This is a genomic window from Legionella longbeachae, from assembly GCF_004283175.1.
Taxonomy (GTDB): domain Bacteria; phylum Pseudomonadota; class Gammaproteobacteria; order Legionellales; family Legionellaceae; genus Legionella; species Legionella longbeachae.
Window position 1 is genome coordinate 14,953 of record NZ_RXNW01000021.1, and the last position, 18,211, is coordinate 33,163.

Genomic DNA, 18,211 nt, shown 5'->3' on the forward strand with positions numbered 1-18,211 from the left:
CATTTACTAATGGGCATATTACTGATTGACACCTTAAATTCCGCTTTCAAAATTTTTGATATCATTCGCAATGCTCTTTTGGGAGTGATGTTTTAATAACTATTATCTTTCAATGCCAAAAGGATATAGAAAAGCTGAAGTTAGAGCAGCACACAAAGCCATGGTCAGCCCTGGCTACTGGCTTGCAGAGGAAGGCGCTGTCGCACTCCCCCTGGTATTTTAACTATGTATTCTGGCAGTTTATTTCAATCCAAGCCTGCAATTTTATCTTTAATTGGCTCTAAAGCAAGTTTTAGCTTCTGAAGTGAGAGATAGTTCGAGCACATGTGCGTGTGCTCATCGTTCAAATATACAGTTGCCCCAGCCAAACTGTAAGAAGCTAATAAATATTGCGTTTGAAGGATATATCTCCCCGAAATTCGTACCTTATTTTCTGCAACTTCAAGATTGGACTGGCATGTTTGATCAGTTTCCTGAATTTTTACATCAGCAATTTTTAGAGCCAAGTTATCACATTCTTTAGCCAACGACACATTATCAATATGAATTGATGAAATAGCAAAGCTTGAGGTAGATACCAAAGCTAACCCTGCAAAAAACGCTTTTATTACCATTTTATTGTATCCGTATAATTTAAATGATGAGTCAATAGAATACTTAATATATTCATGGATATCAATGAATTAGAATACCAAAGCCGTTTCTGAACCTGTGCCTGGCTTTCCGCAAAGTTTTTGTATGTTGTCTTAATATAGCTTTGTCCAATTCTTTTGTATGGCCAAAACTTTTACAAAAAACTCTAGGGTTGTTACCTCGCCACCCTATACAAAAGGATTACTCTGATACTGCAACCCTTGGCATTGAGGTTGGCACATTAACCATAATAGATGGGGCAATTTGACCACTTAGCTGTGCTAAATCATTCAATTTTGGTTCATGATCACTCCATCCAAAAATAATTGCCCTATCTCCTGGTTTCACTTTAGTCAAAGATCCCAAATTTACCATCATGGCATTCATATTAATTTTTCCAACGATAGGATATTGATGATTATTGATACAAACCATCATCCCATGTTGCCATTCTCCTAATGTCTGGGCTGTACGCGGGACTCCTTCAGCCCATCCTCCTGCCAGGGTAGCTATCCAAGCACCATCTTTAGGCGCGCGCCAATAACCACCATAAGATACAGGCTCCCCTTCTTCAACATAAAAAACATTGCGTACTTGTAAATCCATTTTCACAACTTGACGTAGCCGCGGGCTATCCAAATGCAAATCCTTTTCAAGTTCCATGCCATAAAGCCCATGCCCAACTCTTGTATAAAATCCAACATTAAATTCTTTTAAAAATTTTTCAAACTGCAACGGCCATTTTTCAGCAAGAAGCGCGAGACCCCCGCCAATATGGATCAAGGGTATCTGAACGCCTTGTGAAAAAAGAAACTTTATAACCTTCTCAAATCTATGGAATTGCAGGGCACGGAAATTAATGATTTCATCTCCATTATAATCTGTGCACCGATAACAAGCTAAATGTGTCGATAATCCTGCAAACTCCACTTGATTAGGATCAAGAAGTTGTAATTTTGAGATAGTTTCCATAACTGAATCGGGTATATTACTCTCATACCCGCCATCTCGCCGTAAACCAGTATCAACCATGATGTGTACTTTTAACTTTCCCAAAACGCGATGCTTATTTTGCAGCCATTTTGCAATCATATTTATGGATGCTGCATTCTTGCTAGAAGGTATAATCACCTCAATTTGATTGGCAGCATAAGTGCTAAGATCATATATCATAGGAGCTTCAAAAGTCATGAGGCGTACAGTGCTGGGAATCCCGGAGTTTCTTAACGCGATTGCTTCTTGCAATTTTGCTACCGCTAAAAAATCAATACCTGCTTCTATCGCTAAATCAGAAACTAATTTGGAGCCTAATCCGTAGCCATTGCTCTTTATCACCCCTATTATTTTTGAATGGGAACATTGTTTCCCAAAAGAAATGATATTTTTGATATTTTCTTTTATCGCTTTGGTGTTAATAAATAAAATAGCGCTCTTTTCGCTGGTTTTTGAAAAATCCGTTGAAAGATTTTGATACTCATCTAAATAAATTTCATATTGTTCATTATCAATATAATGAATAAATTTATTATTTTGAAACCCGACCTCTCTTCCTTTTATTAAATATTGATATTGAATCCATGGTTCTAATGGCAATAATGGTCCCTTATTAAATTCACTAAGTATTATCCTGTTCCAATATGCTTGATAATTTGCAGCAATTTTATCAAAATCATAATGATAATATTGCATTGAATTTATCAGCATATCGACAGCTAAAAATCCACGGCCAACGCTCAAACCAAATTTATAATCGGTGCTTCCAGCACTATCCCCAAGAAAAAATATAGGAACATGATTTTTTTGCCATAGAACTTTTATTGCAGCCCTATTCCAATAATATTCGCTACGAGAGGCATAGAAGATTTGTATTTTTTCTAAATCGGATGGTAGTTCAATTCCATGTTTATTCGTTTCATTAATAATAATTTTTTTATAAACTTCAAACCATTGTTTTGAATTTTCAGATAAACCACTCCCTGTCATATCAAATCGATTGGATATAGAGTTATATTTAACACATTGAATAAAATCCTCTGGTATTTCATTTAAAACAGATGATAATTCACCAGATGGATAGGTATATAGCTGCACATCATAGTTACAATTATTAGATGCCGCATAAGAAATTCCATTTTCGCCCAATTTAGAATATAAAATAGGGTTTGAATTTCTAAGGTAATTTTCTATACCTTTATTTTGATAAATTAAATATACACCATGGCCTTTTGGCTCAGATATTTTCCCATCGAGAAGGTTTAGTTCGCTTCTTAACGATTTTGCATAGGTTCCGCAAGTACAATATATTGCAGTTATATTTTCTATAATTTGTGGATGGTTTGCGGAAAGTATTTTTTTTATTTGTGATTGGTAGTTAATTTTCTCTAAATCGAAGTAAACAGAAATGAAAAAGAATCGATTTTTAAATTCGGTACTATTTTGAAGAAAATTGATCATACTTTCTTGAAATAAACCTATATTAATCCATGGCCAATAAGGATAACCTGGTTTTGGCCAAAAGCTTTCATCTTCTGCTTGATATGTATTAAATATTCGTAAACGTGTTTTTTCATCTGCCCACATTATATTCTTTACATATTCAGGTAAATTTTTGGCAATACAGTAAGGAATACGAATAACCTGAGGGCGCTCGAAAGTACGGCCTTCAAGTATAAAAACACGAGCATTTTTTTGCTTTAATAAAGCATAAGCTAAATAACACCCGACTGGACCACCTCCCATAATGATATAATTTCTCATAGAATCTGTAGAAATTTTAGAACTATACATTTAATGATATCCATTCCTGATTTTTCCTCTTCTTGTATTTTCTTTTTTTCTTTAAGTACTTGTAAAGGGAATGGAAGCTCATATCAGAAATATTGCAAATTAGTACGGTATTTTGCATCCGTTATACCAACTTTATGTTGTTTAAGAACCCCTTGATACTTCGTCAATTGAAAAATAGCGAAAATTTAGCCTGCCCCCCTATGAATAATAGTAATATTATGGAATAATTATTGCCCATTTTAAACAAATTTAGTCTACTTATATGAAAATAAAAGCAATATCTTTAATGATCTCTATTTTATTTCCTGTCGCTTTATTCGCAGGTACCGCGACTTGTCCTTTATCAAGTGGAATTAATGTACACACCACAAAGCGAATTTTGAATATTTGTAAAAACGGCACTGTAATTAAGACCTTCAAAGTAGCTCTCGGAAATAAAGGTATCGGCAAAAAAAAGGCAGGCGATAATAAAACTCCAATTGGTTTATATGGGTTAGCTCATCCAAGAAAATCCAATCAATTTAAAGTCTTTATTCCCATTCTCTATCCAACTACAAAGCAACGGGCTGCAGGATATACAGGTAGAGATGTAGGGATCCATGGACCAACTCAGTCCTCTAACAGCTTTGGTTGGTTAAACAACTTACCCTACTCAACGCGTGGATGTATTGCGGTTGGTAAAAATAACTATATCGATTATGTGGCTAATTGGGTAAAAGCCAATCCAGGGGCTAAGGTTTTAATTATTTAAATTGAGATGAAATTCAATATCGCATCTTCATGGGTATAAAAATCGAACTCACCATTTCCTCAATTTTAAGCTGAGTTTCGGATAAAGCATTCCATGAGATCCATGTTCGGGATAAGGGCGACGGTGTCAATGTCCCGAGGCATGTCCCTGAGAGCAACAATCATGGAGAGGCAGTATACTGAAAATCAATACCATACAGTCTCAAACCCCTTAGTCTAATCCAAAAAACTTATCTTACCTAAATCTATTGATCAACCAGAAAACTTATAAATTATACATTGAGATTAAGGCGTGTTGACAATTCATCCCCACCGCCTACATGCCGCGACCTCACAAAATATAATCAAATTTGAGTGTCTCCATATTGAGCTTGAATAAGTGGGTTGATAAAGCATCATTAACACATTCTGAAAGCGCTCTTGAGTCAAAAGAAGCGTTTTTTTCAACACGTGTTTTCCGAGGAATACGATGGATAAAGCGGAGGTGTATTTAGCCGAATGCGCTTGAAAATCAGAAGTTTTGCCTATTGATTTAATATCTGCAAGCCAGGCAGCAAAAGTAGCAATAGCTGCTACCAGTAATAAGATTTTCATTCTTTTGGGGGAGTTGCTTTAGTTTCTACCGGGGTATTCGCTCCTTTGGGAGTTGGGATGTTAGGAGCAGTTGCTGTTGCCGCTACAACAGGGGGTGGTCTGGCCCTGATTAGTGGCGCATTAGGATTTGGCGCTGCCAAAATTGACTGAATATCCAGCTAATATCCAGGCTGGAAGAACAACAGGGAACCTAACTGATGACGTTGTAGGCTTAGGATCCTTGAAATCATTAGCTCACTTAAAAAATTCCTTCTGTCAACAAGCTGGATTGAAAAATACTATTTCTTCAAATAGTGAGAATTACCTTAATAGACCACTTATCGAACCTGGTAACATCTCTGAAGTTAGTTTGTTGGATCATGCTCAAAGCGATGGAACTGAAGAAAATGATATGGATCTAGTTCTATCAGAATCTGTAAATTTGAGACCTTAAAGTCTCAAAGTTTGTCAATCCTTGATGAAATTTTAGTATCTTGCACGGCAATAGCCTGACGCCCCCATGCCTGCAAAGGCATCAAGTATCATATCGCCATGGATCAATAATGCATATTGTCGTGCAATCAGCTCAGGTACAACGGTATGCAAAGCCTCAGCATCCATTTGAATTCCACTGGAAAACTTTGAAAAGCAGTAACATCACTTATCCAAGTATGATTGTAATTTGTATCCAAAAGGACAAAATGATGTCATGTTGATTATCCTATACATGGGAAATACCACAGCATCAAGCTCTGTGATAGTAAAATAATGGTTTTGGTAACAGCAATGTACGACTTCACAGGTTTGATCAATTGCTTTCTTCTAGCCATCCCTGTAGCGAGGATGAACATGTACCCCGTGTCAAATGGTTGTTGACTCATATCAATAACAGCAGGTAAGGCACTCCAAATTGTGATACCGACAGGGTAATCATTAATTCCGAGTTCATTGTGGATTTTTTGAATATGGGTACTTTGGGTCTGTATGGGATCCTCCTAATTTATCAGGATCCTTCGGCACATATTGGCTTTGGCAACTACTAGGGAAGAAACGAGAATAGTGGTTACATACCGATGCCATTGCAAGAGACATAGCAACCCAAGTCAAATAATAATGACAAGTGAACGTTATATATGATTTTAAAAAAATCACGTTTCTAAGGGGATAGTAAGGGTTCTCATCAGGTACAAGCAACCAAATTACCCTATAATTTATATTAAATTGATACACCGAGAATTCCATGTTTACTGCACAAATATTACTTTTTGATTCGCTCATACAAAGCTATTGCTCATACTATTTATATGAAGCTCCTATAGTTAAAAGCTTGCAAAAGGCGAACTGCACCCTAGATTTATCGGATCTGGAAAGAGATTTTTCTGTATGGCAAATGGTTTTACCAAAGTTAGCAAATAACTCCCAAATACAATATCTATGGTGTCGAAAATTACCCCAAAAAGAAGTTAGTGGTGCGTTCATAAAACTATTAACAGCTGCTTTATCTCATAATACATATTTAAAATCGTTGAGCCTAAGGGATAATTATATTGGAAATGCAGAGGCCCCTTATATTGCGAGTCTTTTAAAGTCTAACTCAACTTTAAAAGAAATTGATTTAAGTTATACTGCTATTGATGAGATCGGAATAAATACAATTGCCATTGCTCTTCAGGAAAATAGAAGCCTAAAAAAGTTAGACTTGGAGGGTTGTTATATTAGAGGAATTACTAATTATTTATTCCACATATTAAGTACACATGAATCCATTCAGGAACTTAACTTTAGAGATTGCTCATTACAATTTTATACAGGCTTAACTGAGCTTTTGAGTGAGAGTACATCTTTAAAAAATTTAAACCTGAGCAAGAACGATTTGGGTAGTTACAATTTAGAGTATTTAACAGAGGGTTTACAAAATAATAAAAAGTTAATGAAATTGGATTTATCATCTTGTGGATTAGACACATCTGCTCCTGGGAGATTACAGGCTTTAGCTGAAGCTTTAAATGGTCATCCGTCCTTAAATTACCTGAATTTATCCTCTAATGGACTTAACGCTGAAGCATACCCTCTAGCTACTGAAATAATTAAAAATAATTTCTCTATTAGGTACTTAAACTTAACCGCTAATCACATGGGTGATGAAGCCTTTCATAATTTAGCGAATGCCATTCCAAATAACAACTCCCTGACTACTTTAGTTTTACGAAAAAATCGAATAAGTAATAAAGGATTAAAGCATTTGAGCGAAGCACTTCAACAAAATAATACGCTGGTTCATCTTGATTTAACCGAAAACGATTTTGATTCAGTTCAGAGTTTATGTGACTGTTTGCAACATAATATAGGCATTACTTCGATTGATTTTGACAAAGATAAAATTACAGATAACAGCTGCGTAGAAATAGAGCAGTTATTAAAAAGAAATCAACGAATTAAAAACTCTTATCTTATTATTTTAAAAAATGCGGAATCCCAAAATGATCTCCATGGAATGTTTAGAGAGCTGAGAGGGATAAAACAAGAGTTTTATAATAAAGATAAAAAAATCTGGAACCCTAGCCAACTAGAAATTATTTATAACTCCTCTTTAGACCGTATTAAATTCAAATTGGGAGAAGGGTTAACCATAAATACAAACCCAGAACAAAATTTATTATATTTTATAGATACTTATGTTAAAGCAATTCCTCTTTTGAATGAGCTTAAACCACGACTATTATCGACCATAGTAAAATACATAAATACTACATCCCTTGAAGAAGACGAAATTGATTTATTTAATAAATTACGCGGCTTTCTTGAAAAAAATGGAGATGAGGATGAATCAATAGATGAAGAAAGTGTAGAATCCATTAAACATGTTTTGGATTTTTTAACCCAAAAAATGGTTTCCGTTTATGATACAAAAGAACCAGGGCATAGCCCGCCCTCTCCTGCTGCACCCTTAAAAAAATATTATAACCAGGATGATTTTATTGCAAAACTAAGAGAGGATAATAATTATCAAGCACTTAATAAGGCTCGCCTTAAATTTTCAGGTCTTTGTGAATTAATTTGTAATTATATTATTAGAGAAGATTTAATGGGTTTAACTTCGCAAAGTGAATCCTTAGGTGATTTTAATGAAATCTTGCCTCAAAATTTAAATGATATACATTTATTGGCAGGACTTTATCAATTGAACAATGACTGGGTCTTAAGTAGCCACATTTTGGATACCAGTAGCCATCTTGAAAAAATAAAAGCCTATCTATTGAATAAATATCCTTACTCCCTTTTTTCTTCATCGGATGTAAGTAAGGATGGTAAACAGCTCGATACCACCTTATTCACTAAAAAATTAGATGCGCTTGAAGTGGGTTGTTACATTAAATTTATGGTTTTTACCAAATCATTTGGAAAAATGGAGGGACACTCCATGCTCATAAAAAAGAACCAGGATGATACTTATTCATTTTTTGATCCCAACAAAGGAGAGCAACTTAAGTTATCATCCCCTGATCTTTGCCTCAAATTAAACAAATCGTTGAAGTTATATAATGCAACACATATGACTTTTCTTGATGGTCTACAATACATAAAAACCTTAAGTCAACCTACATCTGATAAATGCAATGCCTCTTTGTCAAAAACCCATCTTAATGTAATGAAAATTGACCCCCTGGATCGACGCGCGAATATAGAGGCTGTTTATGATTTATTAGTTGATTCAATATTTAGGAATGAAGATAACACTTCTCCTCGATATATTAATGAGTTAAAGAATATTCTTAGCAAAATAGATCATAATAATGAAGTAAATATTGTAAAAAACATCATTGAAATTAAGAGAATTTCTAAAATGGAACCTGAAGCAGATGAAAATACCCATGTTCATTCCTTGAGATCTGTATTTAATAGCCCTACCTCAACTACCTTTGCAACCATCCGCTCTAATTTATATCAAGATCCACAAATACATAAAATTATGGCTAAGCCTTATTCTCATGAGCAAAAATCGACGCATAGAGGTGCTTGAAGAACAAGGATCTGTTCAATGAATAGATATTAGCCTAACAACATGGATCTAATTTTATATAGTTGTTTATTTAAATGATTTACCCACCTATTATGCGCTATAGTATAGATAACATTACCTAAGAAAGTGCACTATGATGAACGTGATTAATCTTAATAAAAAAAGAAAAAATAAAAATCGTTTAGAAAATGAAAAAAAAGCCTCTGAAAATCGTATTAAATTCGGAAGAACCAAAAAGGAAAAGCAGATAGAGAAACAAGAAAATGAGCGTAGTGAACGATTTCTAGATGGTCACAAACTAGAAAAAAAAGAGAAAGAGTAAAAGGACAAGTTAGACTTAATAACTCAAGCGTTATAAGGTATTGTCATTTTTAAATACATCGAATACTCTTTTGGCGCACCACCGAAAATAAATGGTTATCTTCATATTTTCAAAATGTTAACTGCAAGAATACAGAGAATAAGCGCCCCAATAACATTAAATATTGTTGATAAATACTCAGGTATTTTTTTTGCTATCCCCATACCCACTAATGTTGATAATAAAGCCCAACCACCAATTGAAACCAGGTAAGGGAATAAGGGTTTATTAGAAACCCCTAAACTAACACCAACTGCAAGAGCATCCAAGCTTGTAGCTATCGCAACGATGAGTAGTTTGCCAAAGCGATGAAACTCTATAAGCTGAATACTATCATTTCTGTTTTTCCAATTTTTAAGTGCTTCATAAAGCATATGGATTGCAACAATAAATAATAATGAAAATGCAATCCACTTAGTAATTGAGCTAAACTGTGAAATAAAGGCTTCACCAGCAACTGCCCCTATTACAGCAGCTATTAGCTCCGCCCCAGCCGATGCAAAGGCAAATTTTAATGAGTCACTAAATCGATGGGGCCTAACACCCATAGCTATAGCAGCTGAAAATGAATCAGCACTTAAAACAATTCCTAATAGTATTGGCTCAATAATGCCCATAGTTTTTTTCGTCTACTTAACGATCTATAAAGATTAAAACTATCATGTTAAAAATACAAAAATTAATAAAACTAAAACAGAGCATCTTGCCTCCAATATCAACGATTTTATCAATATAATTCATATAGGGGCATGAGATCATTTTTCTAATGCTTTATTACTAAAGCGTGTTGGCCATTCATCGCCCACCTACCTGCCACGACTTGTTCAGCGTGATGCGCGGACTCTTTAGATAGTGTGGCAATGAACGTAACCGACAGTGTTGTCTCGATGGAAACTACTTACCAGGACCTATCGAGCAAATTACTGGAGATGGCGCTTATGACAAACGAAATTGTTATGCAGCTACTCACCAATGTAGAGCCAAACCTGTATTTCCTCCTCAGCATAATGCAGCAGTTCAACGAACTTGAATAAAAAAAACGCCGCTATCAATAAATTACCATTCAAGATAAGGATCATGTATGAGATCTTTAAAAATCTTCATCAACTTATTTTTTGAGGCCAACGATTGAGTTGTTGCTAAATAGAATTCCAGAATCCAAATTCTATGGATAGATCTCGCCAGGGACAGACAACACGCATACGCGATAACGTTGCCTCAACAACCATACACAGATTAGGCTTGTCATAATTCATCATTATCTACTATCGTAAATCCCACCACTTCTTAAAATCATCAAGGCTATAGATTAACCAGCAAACCTGTCTTTAGTCACACAGACTTACCGAAAGTTCAGAAAAACTGATTAATCTCTGCAGAAGAAGCAACTAAAGAGCTTGTTCTCTTAGTCGACTCTTCTGCAGAGATTAATGCAAAACTCCTAAGCCTAAAATTGCTAGCCTTATTGATCATAGCGCTCCATGCAGTCTTTTGTATTAACCATTGCCAAGCGGAATAATGTATTCGATACATTCATGCCCAAGTAAGTTAGTGTTAATCCCAAACCAATAAAATAGAAGTATATGAAAAATAATTCGATTTAATGGAACTTAATGTACTTGATCTAAATTGTTTAAAATACCGTGAATCGGTACCCAGCCAGAAATGATAGTACATTCTTGATTGGAAATACTGGCATGATTAAAACGATTAATAACTTTACTTCTAAACAAGGCAGTAAAAATAAACGTTATTAACCTTTGGAGGTTCCGTCATGAAAGAACTTGCTCTACTTTCACAGGACGAATACAAGAGCGATAAATTTATACAGTCTGTCAATAAAGATATAAAAAAATTAAACAGCTTGGTAAGGGAATATAATAATGCACCTTCAATTGAAAAAAATGAAATTTTAATTGAAATATATTACTATCAAAAAGACATTACTGATAAATATCCCGCAAGCTATAACCTGAGTTACCCTAACTTTTATCAATCATTCCAAATTGAACTGTTTAATGAAATGAAGAAAGAATTTAGCATTTTTGGGATTTATTCAATAAGCAAAGATGCTGTGAATGAATTTGATTTAAATAATACAACTAAAATTGCAATTATCAATCAAAACAATGACATACAATTGCAAAAATTTTGGAATGCTATTAACTTAACTGATGACCCTGAAAAACTTTTCTATTTAAAGCAAAAAATTAGAAACATTATTGTTGAAGAACATTTAAATTTAGAACGAAAAAAAGAATTCAGAGAAATTGTTGCGTCAATTAATGAAAAACTGGCAAATCTACCAAGCGTCACACACGATGATCCATTTATAGAATGGATAGCCAATATGGATGCTAATCAGGTTACTCGGTTGATCGAAGTTTTAAGAGATAATAATGGATTACCCAAAGAAGCCAGGGACAAACTTTCTTGCCCTGAAGGTTATGGGATCACATTTTTGGGAGGAACTAATTCTAGAAATTTTGCTGTCAAAAATCCATTTGGGGAAGTCTTCATATTAAAGGTAGATAATCGTTTTGATGCGCCTAAGGATATGGAACAACAACTGTCTGAACATCCTTCCTTGAGACATACGGTGATGCCAGCATTAGTCGATAGAGTAGCTGTGGTTGATTACGGTTTGACAAAACAAGGTATACCTCTTATCAGTAGTGGTTTAGTTATTACCGAATTTTGTTCAGGTGGGGATGTTTTTGCCTATAGAGAGACAGTTGCTCGTTCTTCTGATGACCTTTTAAACTCTGCAGCACATATTTTTAAGCAAATGGTTGAAATTTTAATAACCATGAAAAAAATAGGTGCTGTTTTTTCTGATGCAAAAAACACTAATTGGTTAATTGATAACAAACTAACTGAGAATCTTAAAATAGCGGATAGCAAGTCGCTCCGTCCAGCAGCAAGTAGCGATTGGTATCCATTCCTGGTTACTGCGGGGATGCAAGGTGATTCTGCTTTTATAGTTGCTAACAATATATATCAATATTTAACTGGTTGCGATCTATCAGCCCTGGAACATAAGGACTTTAATCAGCCTATATTTCACACAGAAAAAGGCCAGAAATTTGGCGAGTTAATTCATCGCTTATCAAATTCAAACCAACCTATCTCTTTGGAAGAGGTATTATTAGAATTAACTGATCTTGATGAAGAAGTGGACGACACTGATGCAAATACTCAAGAAGAAATTTATCAAAGTGCCCTAAAAGAATGCTTTACTCTAGTTGATAAAATTCGTCAACATCCAATAAGTAATAATGATACGCAAATAACAGATTTTATAAAGTATATAACGATATGTATTGATGTTTCTGATAAAGCACAACTTTTAAACTCTATTAAGCAGGAATTAGAGACAGTCCTTCTGGGTCAAGAAATGATGCAAAAAATTAAAAATGAAATCAATAAATTGCGTGATGAAGGTAAAAATGAATTCTTTTCTATTAATAAAGGAACTAAGGCCGATAGAATTGAAACAGCATTAAACAATGTATTAAATACTGTTCCAGTACAGAAACGACATCTTATTATGGATAGCCAAGAGGGAAAGAGAGTTCAAGATGCGTTGGCATCAAGCCGAACTTTGCCGGGAAAAGTAAAGCATTTTATTTATAGTGGAGAAAATAACAAAGGAGCAGCTTCATTTTCAAGAATTAAAAAAGAACTAAATGACATGAAGAAAGAAAATGAGAACCGAGAACTACAAAATAACATGGGGCCGAAATGAAGACGACCCAAACACTTACAGCCTAATCCAGCGAAAAATAGCTAGACTCATAAAAGTATTTTTAAAATATTAGAAGGATTGTAATGGTAGTATCTCCGTTTAACATCGCCAATCTGGCTTAATTAAAGTAAAATTAAGCCCTGAGCAAAGGGTAAAAAGTCCGCCTACTGCAAGCCATGCAAAGATTCAGTAATATTATTGTAATCAAATTGGAATCCGCTCTCGAGTAACCTTTTCGGCTCCACTCGCTCAGAGTCTGTTAATATAACAGAAGATTCGCCGATTAATAATTTTAATACGGATTCAGGCAAAGGTATTCCGGGCGCCCATTTAATTAATCGCAATTCTTTCAACATTTCAGAGTTACTGCAGGGTTTTGGAGCTGTTATGTTTATGGCCCCATCAATAAGCGCGTCATTGCTAGCAATAAACTCTATAGCCTTCGCAACATCTTTGATATGCACAAAGGGAACAAACTGATTCCCCGAACCAAATCGACCTGCACAGAAGAAACCAGAGAAGCGATAATAGGGCAAAAGACCACCTGTATTAGATAGAACATGTCCAAGCCTTAAATTAATCACGTTACAATTTGCTTTATTTGCTCTTTCTTCGATTTCTTTGCACACATCTACTCTGAATTTGGTTCCAGGATCAATACCCACATCGGGCTCGCTGTCTTCGGTCAAAATCGTATCTCCAGCATTTCCATAAAATCCTGCTGCAGACGCTTGTAAGTATTTTAATGGTTTTTCAAAAGCCCTATCTATATTCTGAATTATGGAGTCAATTATTTGAAAACGAGATTCGGCAATATCTGATTTTACTGAAGAAGTCCATCTATTAGCACCTGGATTTGATCCGCTTAAATTTAATATAATTGTATTTTTGTCAATTAAGTCCGACCAATCTTCATTGATAGCTCTGACTTTAACTCCATCAATATTGAGTTTTGTTTGTGCAGAACGGCTTAGGCAATAGACGTCATATCCTTTTCTGATAAATTCCAAACAAACCTCTTGGCCAATCATCCCGGAACCACCCGCTATAATTATCCTTTTATTCGTTACAACATCCTTTTTGTCAATCTGGAAGTGGCCATAATAATGTAATAACGTACCAATCATAGGAAAAGAAATTTTTCCATCAAATTTCCATCCATCTTCTGTCGGTTTTTCGATCCATTCCGACTTTGGCAATAAAAATGAGGGTAATGGTATAGGGAAAGAATCAAAGAATGTGAGCCCTTGAGATTCATATTTTAATGACTTATCTGATTGCATTTTTATTTGATAAATGAATCGAAATGCCCTGTCCAGGAAACCACCTATACCCTCACTTAAATACAGTTGTTGGTTAAACCCACGATAAAGCGCGTGTGAGGTTGAGTATGTTTTTTGTTGCGGGGTGTTATAGCCAAATACCCTACTCCATCGTTGTGCCCCTTGGGATAAATTGACTACTTGTGCATAAAATGGTTGCTGATTCATATCACGGGGAAAACCTGCAAAAGCACCCAGTATTTTTGCAAAAGATGAGGGCTTTTCTACGGTAACAACACCTGTACCACTACCGCCAATCCCTGAAGTTTTAAATTCTTTTACATGATTATCCAATTGCTCTAATTTAGGAAAAACTCTACCGAATACAGAAGAAGGCGCGTCATCAGTTATCGATAATCTAGGAGCCTGCCAATATCTTGACTTTGTTGAACCACCTAAGCTGAACGATACAAAATATTCAAATATGCTTCGCTGTAATGAGGGAAAAAAACTACTCGCAGTCCGCATTACCCCGTTTCTTAACATTTTAAGTATTGGACTTTGGACTTGTCCTACAGACGCAATTAAATCCGCAACGTTTTGCACTGTCTTAGCACGTGGTTTTCGTTCTTGTTCGTACTCAGCTATACCTTTTAAGTAATCAATTCGGTTTAGCTTGGAAGCCAAGCACGCAGCATCTTCGATACATAAGCCAGCTCCTTGAGCAATATTCGGCGCAGTGGCATGAGCCGCATCCCCCATCAAAACAACCCGGTTATCCTGTGATGTCCAGGGAAATTGTTCAACACCCTCAATTTTAGCAATATCCGTTCTCAGTATTTTATGCGTTGAATTAATTAACGCTTCGTAATCAACTACAATTTCATCAGAAGCTGTGCGAATAGGCTTCCATTCCTTAACCAAATCTTTCAGAAATTCTTTGGTATCCTCATCAACTACCTGAACACCGTTTATTGGCGATAAGTATTTGTGATCTTTTTGTGTTTTAACCGCGATAAACCAGAAGGCATTTGGTGGCTTAAGGGGAACATAACCAAAGCGAATTTCATGATTTCCATACTTTTTAGAGTTGCTATGGCCCCATGTTTCAAATGCCTGGGACCACCATTTATCTTGTGTATCTACTGGAAGTGACGTATTTGCGCGAAAATAAGTATAACCAAGGTCAGTCTCGCGGACTGGAGGCAATTCTAATTCAGACATAAGACAATTTCTGATTTTGGAATGAATACCATCACAAGCGACGAGTAAATCACCTTTATATTTAGTGCCATCAACATTAACCACGATTTGCTCATTATCTCTTTCGTATCCGCGAATTTTTTGTGACGTAATAATTTCCACATCAACGCGATTTTTTACTCCTTCTGCTAACATATTGATTAAATCATCGCGGTTTAAACATTGAACAGGGAACCGGTCGCTAAAATCATCATTTGCTCTTGCTAATATTTTGCCATCTGCATCTCGGTAACTCGGAAATGGCATGATATAACCAAATTGTTCTATAAATTTTTGATAATTGGGTATATTCCTTAAGACAGTCTGGCTTGGTGGCCAAATCCCTATTCCCCCACCGATACTTTGCTCATTACTATCGCAAGATGAACGTGATTCGAACATAGTTATATGAAACTTAACGTTTTTATTACCATGGATTAATAAATTAGCCAAAGTCAATCCCGAGATGCCGCCCCCGACTATTAAAACATGAACTGGTTTAACCATGTCTCTATCCCTTCACTATGAAGCCAACAATTATTGTCTATAAAATATACATAAATTAGCACAGTTTGCCCATGCGTTAAATGATTAGAGTTAGTTTTTTGCAAATATATGCGAAATTTCAGCAAAACCGTTCCTAAATAACGCTAAGAGAGAGGATGCTCAAAGTTCTTTTAAAGAAAGTTTAAAATCAGATTCAATGAGTAAACTATGGTTCCGAGGGATAATTTTCCATTCAATCTCTTTTGTAGATAGTTTTTCAGAGGCAATTATGACACAGTCTGAAGGAGAATTTTTATTCCTGCAAAAATACATAGTCTCAGGCTTAGCCTGAGAAGAGGTGCAATAACGAAATGCTACCAAATGTTTTCCATTTGTAATGCAAATATTAAAATAGCATACGGCTTTTTGATGATTTTTTTTGACCAGGTTAGTAATAAGAGTTAATGCTTCTAATAATACTGTATGTATATCCTGAGAATTTTTAATTTTTTTTTGTTTTGATAATTGCAAAAATAAAGCAAATATCAATTCTGAATCTGTGGTTCCTTTGATCCAATTATAAATATCATCCTCCAACAAATGATGTATTTGACGTTTTATTTTTTCAAAATAAGGAATCCAGCCATTATGCATGAATAACCAATTTTTATAGATAAAAGGATGACAATTAAAATGTGAAATACCTCCCGTACTTGCGGCTCGTACATGAGCAAAAAAAAGCGATGATCTTGTTTTTTTTGCCAAATAAGATAGGTTTTGATCATTCCATGCAGGAAATAACGAAGCAAATAATGCAGGGTTTTTATCAAATGGAGTATACCATCCAACTCCAAAGCCATCTCCATTGGTCACTGTGAGCGACTCCTGAGAAGTAAGGCTTTGTTTTACAAGGGAATTTTTTGGTTTAATTAAAAGCTCGGATAATACTATATTTTCCTTCCCTATATAAGCAACAAATCTGCACATTTTCTTTACTCAAAATAGGTATATAAGTTATTTTAGGAAATAATAATTATAATAGCTAAAATATTTGGAAAATAAATAAGCATATTATTCAAAAATAATTATTCTTTTAAATCTATTAATTTATTTCTCATCTAAAATTTATAAAAGCAAAAAATAGTAATAGCAATTTTTCAGGAATTAATTTCATTCTCTTTTGAGGGCAAATAATGAAACAATTAGACTTTAATAAATCCTCAGAAGTCACCATCGGAGTAGAATTAGAGTTTCAGATTATTGATCCTTATTCATTTTCTTTAGTCCCACGTGCAAGCGATGTCTTAAAAAGTATTCATAAAAGTGAATATAAACAAAAAATTAAACCTGAATTGACACAAGGTATGATAGAAATAAACTCTTCGGTTCACCATGGGATTAAAGAGTTATATCAGGATTTATGTCAATTATATAATTTTTTGTTGCAACTAGGCTCCCCTTTGAACATTTTTTTCTGCGGTGGAGGAGTTCATCCTTTTCAAAAATGGAAGACTCAAAAGATATTTGTTCAAAAAAGGGAGTATAAAATTTTTGCAAAGAAATATGACTTTCTTGCAAAAAGAGCCACTGTATTTGGTCAACATATGCATATAGGGTGTGATAATCCAGAGGATGCGCTTTATCTGGCTCATGCGCTTAGTCGCTATGTGCCCCACTTTATTGCCATTTCAGCTTCATCACCTTTTTATCAGGGAGTCGATACAGGATTTGTCTCATCAAGATCTACTGTGTTTAAAGCTTTCCCATTCAGTGGAGCAATGCCCCTTTTAAAAAATTGGAACAGATTTTCTCGCTATTTTTATGATATTTATGAATTAGGAATTATAAAAAGTATAGATGATTTTCTATGGGATATTAGGATACAACCTAAGTTTGGAACAGTAGAAATTAGAGTATGCGATACCCCTTTAACATTAGAAAAAGTAGTATTAATAGCTGCTTATTTTCAATCCTTATCACTCTATCTTTTGAAAGAGCGGCCTATAACAATCAGTGAAGATTTATATTTTTTATATAATTACAATCATTTTCAGGCAAGCAGATATGGATTTAATGGACATTTAATCGATGGATGTAAGAAGCGAATCGGCGAAGATATATTAACCACTATAAAAAAAATAGAAAAATATACTCAACAATTACAAAATAATGAATATATTGAGTCACTAATAAAAGTAGTAAAAAATAAAAATAATGATGCTAAAAATTTAAAAAACATTTTAAATCATACCCAATCATTTCAAGATGTTGTTTCTTTCCAATGCCAAGAATGGGCTAAATTTTTCTGAGATTGATGCAAGTATTTATATGCTTGCTCTTAATTTGGG

At 34.8% G+C, this 18,211-nt stretch carries 13 protein-coding genes and 1 pseudogene; 6 read left to right on the forward strand and 8 right to left on the reverse strand.

Annotated elements, in window-relative coordinates; translation table 11 throughout:
* Positions 1-245 precede the first annotated feature (245 nt).
* Both EKG34_RS16900 and alr read right to left on the reverse strand, forming a co-directional pair.
* Positions 246-614 carry a hypothetical protein gene (locus tag EKG34_RS16900; RefSeq protein ID WP_003636475.1) on the reverse strand — a complete coding sequence of 123 codons (369 nt, stop codon included), beginning with the start codon at positions 612-614 and terminating at the stop codon, positions 246-248.
* A gap of 220 nt (positions 615-834) precedes the next feature.
* Entirely contained in the window at positions 835-3,420 is a 2,586-nt protein-coding gene (gene alr / locus EKG34_RS16905; RefSeq protein WP_003636473.1) for an alanine racemase, read from the reverse strand.
* 262 nt (positions 3,421-3,682) lie between these two features.
* Here alr and EKG34_RS16910 point away from each other — a divergent pair, with 262 nt between their 5' ends.
* Positions 3,683-4,171, forward strand: a complete 489-nt coding sequence (locus tag EKG34_RS16910) for a L,D-transpeptidase family protein (protein WP_003636472.1) — start codon at positions 3,683-3,685, stop codon at positions 4,169-4,171.
* Positions 4,172-4,473: 302 nt separating this feature from the next.
* Here the strand turns inward: EKG34_RS16910 and EKG34_RS16915 are convergent, their stop codons facing one another.
* Positions 4,474-4,764 (reverse strand): hypothetical protein, encoded by a 291-nt coding sequence (locus EKG34_RS16915; RefSeq protein WP_003636470.1) that lies wholly within the window; start codon positions 4,762-4,764, stop codon positions 4,474-4,476.
* Between the two features lie 142 nt (positions 4,765-4,906).
* On the opposite strand from EKG34_RS16915, the gene EKG34_RS16920 reads away from it, so the two are divergent.
* Complete coding sequence (locus EKG34_RS16920; RefSeq protein ID WP_012979259.1) at positions 4,907-5,197, forward strand: hypothetical protein; 291 nt, start codon at positions 4,907-4,909, stop codon at positions 5,195-5,197.
* Between the two features lie 32 nt (positions 5,198-5,229).
* Here EKG34_RS16920 and EKG34_RS18885 read toward each other — a convergent pair whose 3' ends face one another.
* The gene (locus EKG34_RS18885) at positions 5,230-5,364 is read right to left on the reverse strand and encodes a hypothetical protein (RefSeq protein ID WP_003636468.1); all 135 of its coding nucleotides are present in this window, start codon (positions 5,362-5,364) and stop codon (positions 5,230-5,232) included.
* A gap of 619 nt (positions 5,365-5,983) precedes the next feature.
* Between EKG34_RS18885 and EKG34_RS16925 the strand changes: the two genes are divergently transcribed.
* Both EKG34_RS16925 and EKG34_RS16930 read left to right on the forward strand, forming a co-directional pair.
* Positions 5,984-8,764 (forward strand): leucine-rich repeat domain-containing protein, encoded by a 2,781-nt coding sequence (locus tag EKG34_RS16925; RefSeq protein ID WP_003636466.1) that lies wholly within the window; start codon positions 5,984-5,986, stop codon positions 8,762-8,764.
* 133 nt (positions 8,765-8,897) lie between these two features.
* Positions 8,898-9,086 carry a DUF4169 family protein gene (locus tag EKG34_RS16930; RefSeq protein ID WP_003636462.1) on the forward strand — a complete coding sequence of 63 codons (189 nt, stop codon included), beginning with the start codon at positions 8,898-8,900 and terminating at the stop codon, positions 9,084-9,086.
* Positions 9,087-9,187: 101 nt separating this feature from the next.
* Here the strand turns inward: EKG34_RS16930 and EKG34_RS16935 are convergent, their stop codons facing one another.
* Both EKG34_RS16935 and EKG34_RS18730 read right to left on the reverse strand, forming a co-directional pair.
* Positions 9,188-9,742, reverse strand: coding sequence for a manganese efflux pump MntP (locus tag EKG34_RS16935; protein ID WP_003636461.1), 555 nt, complete (start codon positions 9,740-9,742; stop codon positions 9,188-9,190).
* Positions 9,743-10,184: 442 nt separating this feature from the next.
* Positions 10,185-10,375, reverse strand: a pseudogene (locus tag EKG34_RS18730) (IS5/IS1182 family transposase); the annotation flags it as partial.
* Between the two features lie 524 nt (positions 10,376-10,899).
* Between EKG34_RS18730 and EKG34_RS16945 the strand changes: the two are divergent.
* Positions 10,900-12,873, forward strand: coding sequence for a protein kinase family protein (locus tag EKG34_RS16945; RefSeq protein ID WP_080619966.1), 1,974 nt, complete (start codon positions 10,900-10,902; stop codon positions 12,871-12,873).
* 164 nt (positions 12,874-13,037) lie between these two features.
* Here the strand turns inward: EKG34_RS16945 and EKG34_RS16950 are convergent, their stop codons facing one another.
* Both EKG34_RS16950 and EKG34_RS16955 read right to left on the reverse strand, forming a co-directional pair.
* The gene (locus EKG34_RS16950; RefSeq protein ID WP_003636453.1) at positions 13,038-15,884 is read right to left on the reverse strand and encodes a TIGR01777 family oxidoreductase; all 2,847 of its coding nucleotides are present in this window, start codon (positions 15,882-15,884) and stop codon (positions 13,038-13,040) included.
* A 159-nt stretch (positions 15,885-16,043) separates the two neighbouring features.
* Entirely contained in the window at positions 16,044-16,850 is an 807-nt protein-coding gene (locus EKG34_RS16955; protein ID WP_003636451.1) for a class II glutamine amidotransferase, read from the reverse strand.
* Between the two features lie 206 nt (positions 16,851-17,056).
* Between EKG34_RS16955 and EKG34_RS16960 the strand changes: the two genes are divergently transcribed.
* Positions 17,057-18,172 (forward strand): YbdK family carboxylate-amine ligase, encoded by a 1,116-nt coding sequence (locus EKG34_RS16960; RefSeq protein WP_003636450.1) that lies wholly within the window; start codon positions 17,057-17,059, stop codon positions 18,170-18,172.
* Positions 18,173-18,211: the final 39 nt, after the last annotated feature.

Bases quoted from the DNA above. Each gene is read 5' to 3' on its own strand.
- EKG34_RS16925 (WP_003636466.1), top strand. From the start codon at position 5,984: ATGTTTACTGCACAAATATTACTTTTTGATTCGCTCATACAAAGCTAT.
- EKG34_RS16910 (WP_003636472.1), top strand. From the start codon at position 3,683: ATGAAAATAAAAGCAATATCTTTAATGATCTCTATTTTATTTCCTGTC.
- EKG34_RS16935 (WP_003636461.1), bottom strand. From the start codon at position 9,742: ATGGGCATTATTGAGCCAATACTATTAGGAATTGTTTTAAGTGCTGAT.
- alr (WP_003636473.1), bottom strand. From the start codon at position 3,420: ATGTATAGTTCTAAAATTTCTACAGATTCTATGAGAAATTATATCATT.
- EKG34_RS16945 (WP_080619966.1), top strand. From the start codon at position 10,900: ATGAAAGAACTTGCTCTACTTTCACAGGACGAATACAAGAGCGATAAA.
- EKG34_RS18885 (WP_003636468.1), bottom strand. From the start codon at position 5,364: ATGGATGCTGAGGCTTTGCATACCGTTGTACCTGAGCTGATTGCACGA.
- EKG34_RS16950 (WP_003636453.1), bottom strand. From the start codon at position 15,884: ATGGTTAAACCAGTTCATGTTTTAATAGTCGGGGGCGGCATCTCGGGA.
- EKG34_RS16930 (WP_003636462.1), top strand. From the start codon at position 8,898: ATGATGAACGTGATTAATCTTAATAAAAAAAGAAAAAATAAAAATCGT.
- EKG34_RS16915 (WP_003636470.1), bottom strand. From the start codon at position 4,764: ATGAAAATCTTATTACTGGTAGCAGCTATTGCTACTTTTGCTGCCTGG.
- EKG34_RS16955 (WP_003636451.1), bottom strand. From the start codon at position 16,850: ATGTGCAGATTTGTTGCTTATATAGGGAAGGAAAATATAGTATTATCC.
- EKG34_RS16900 (WP_003636475.1), bottom strand. From the start codon at position 614: ATGGTAATAAAAGCGTTTTTTGCAGGGTTAGCTTTGGTATCTACCTCA.
- EKG34_RS16960 (WP_003636450.1), top strand. From the start codon at position 17,057: ATGAAACAATTAGACTTTAATAAATCCTCAGAAGTCACCATCGGAGTA.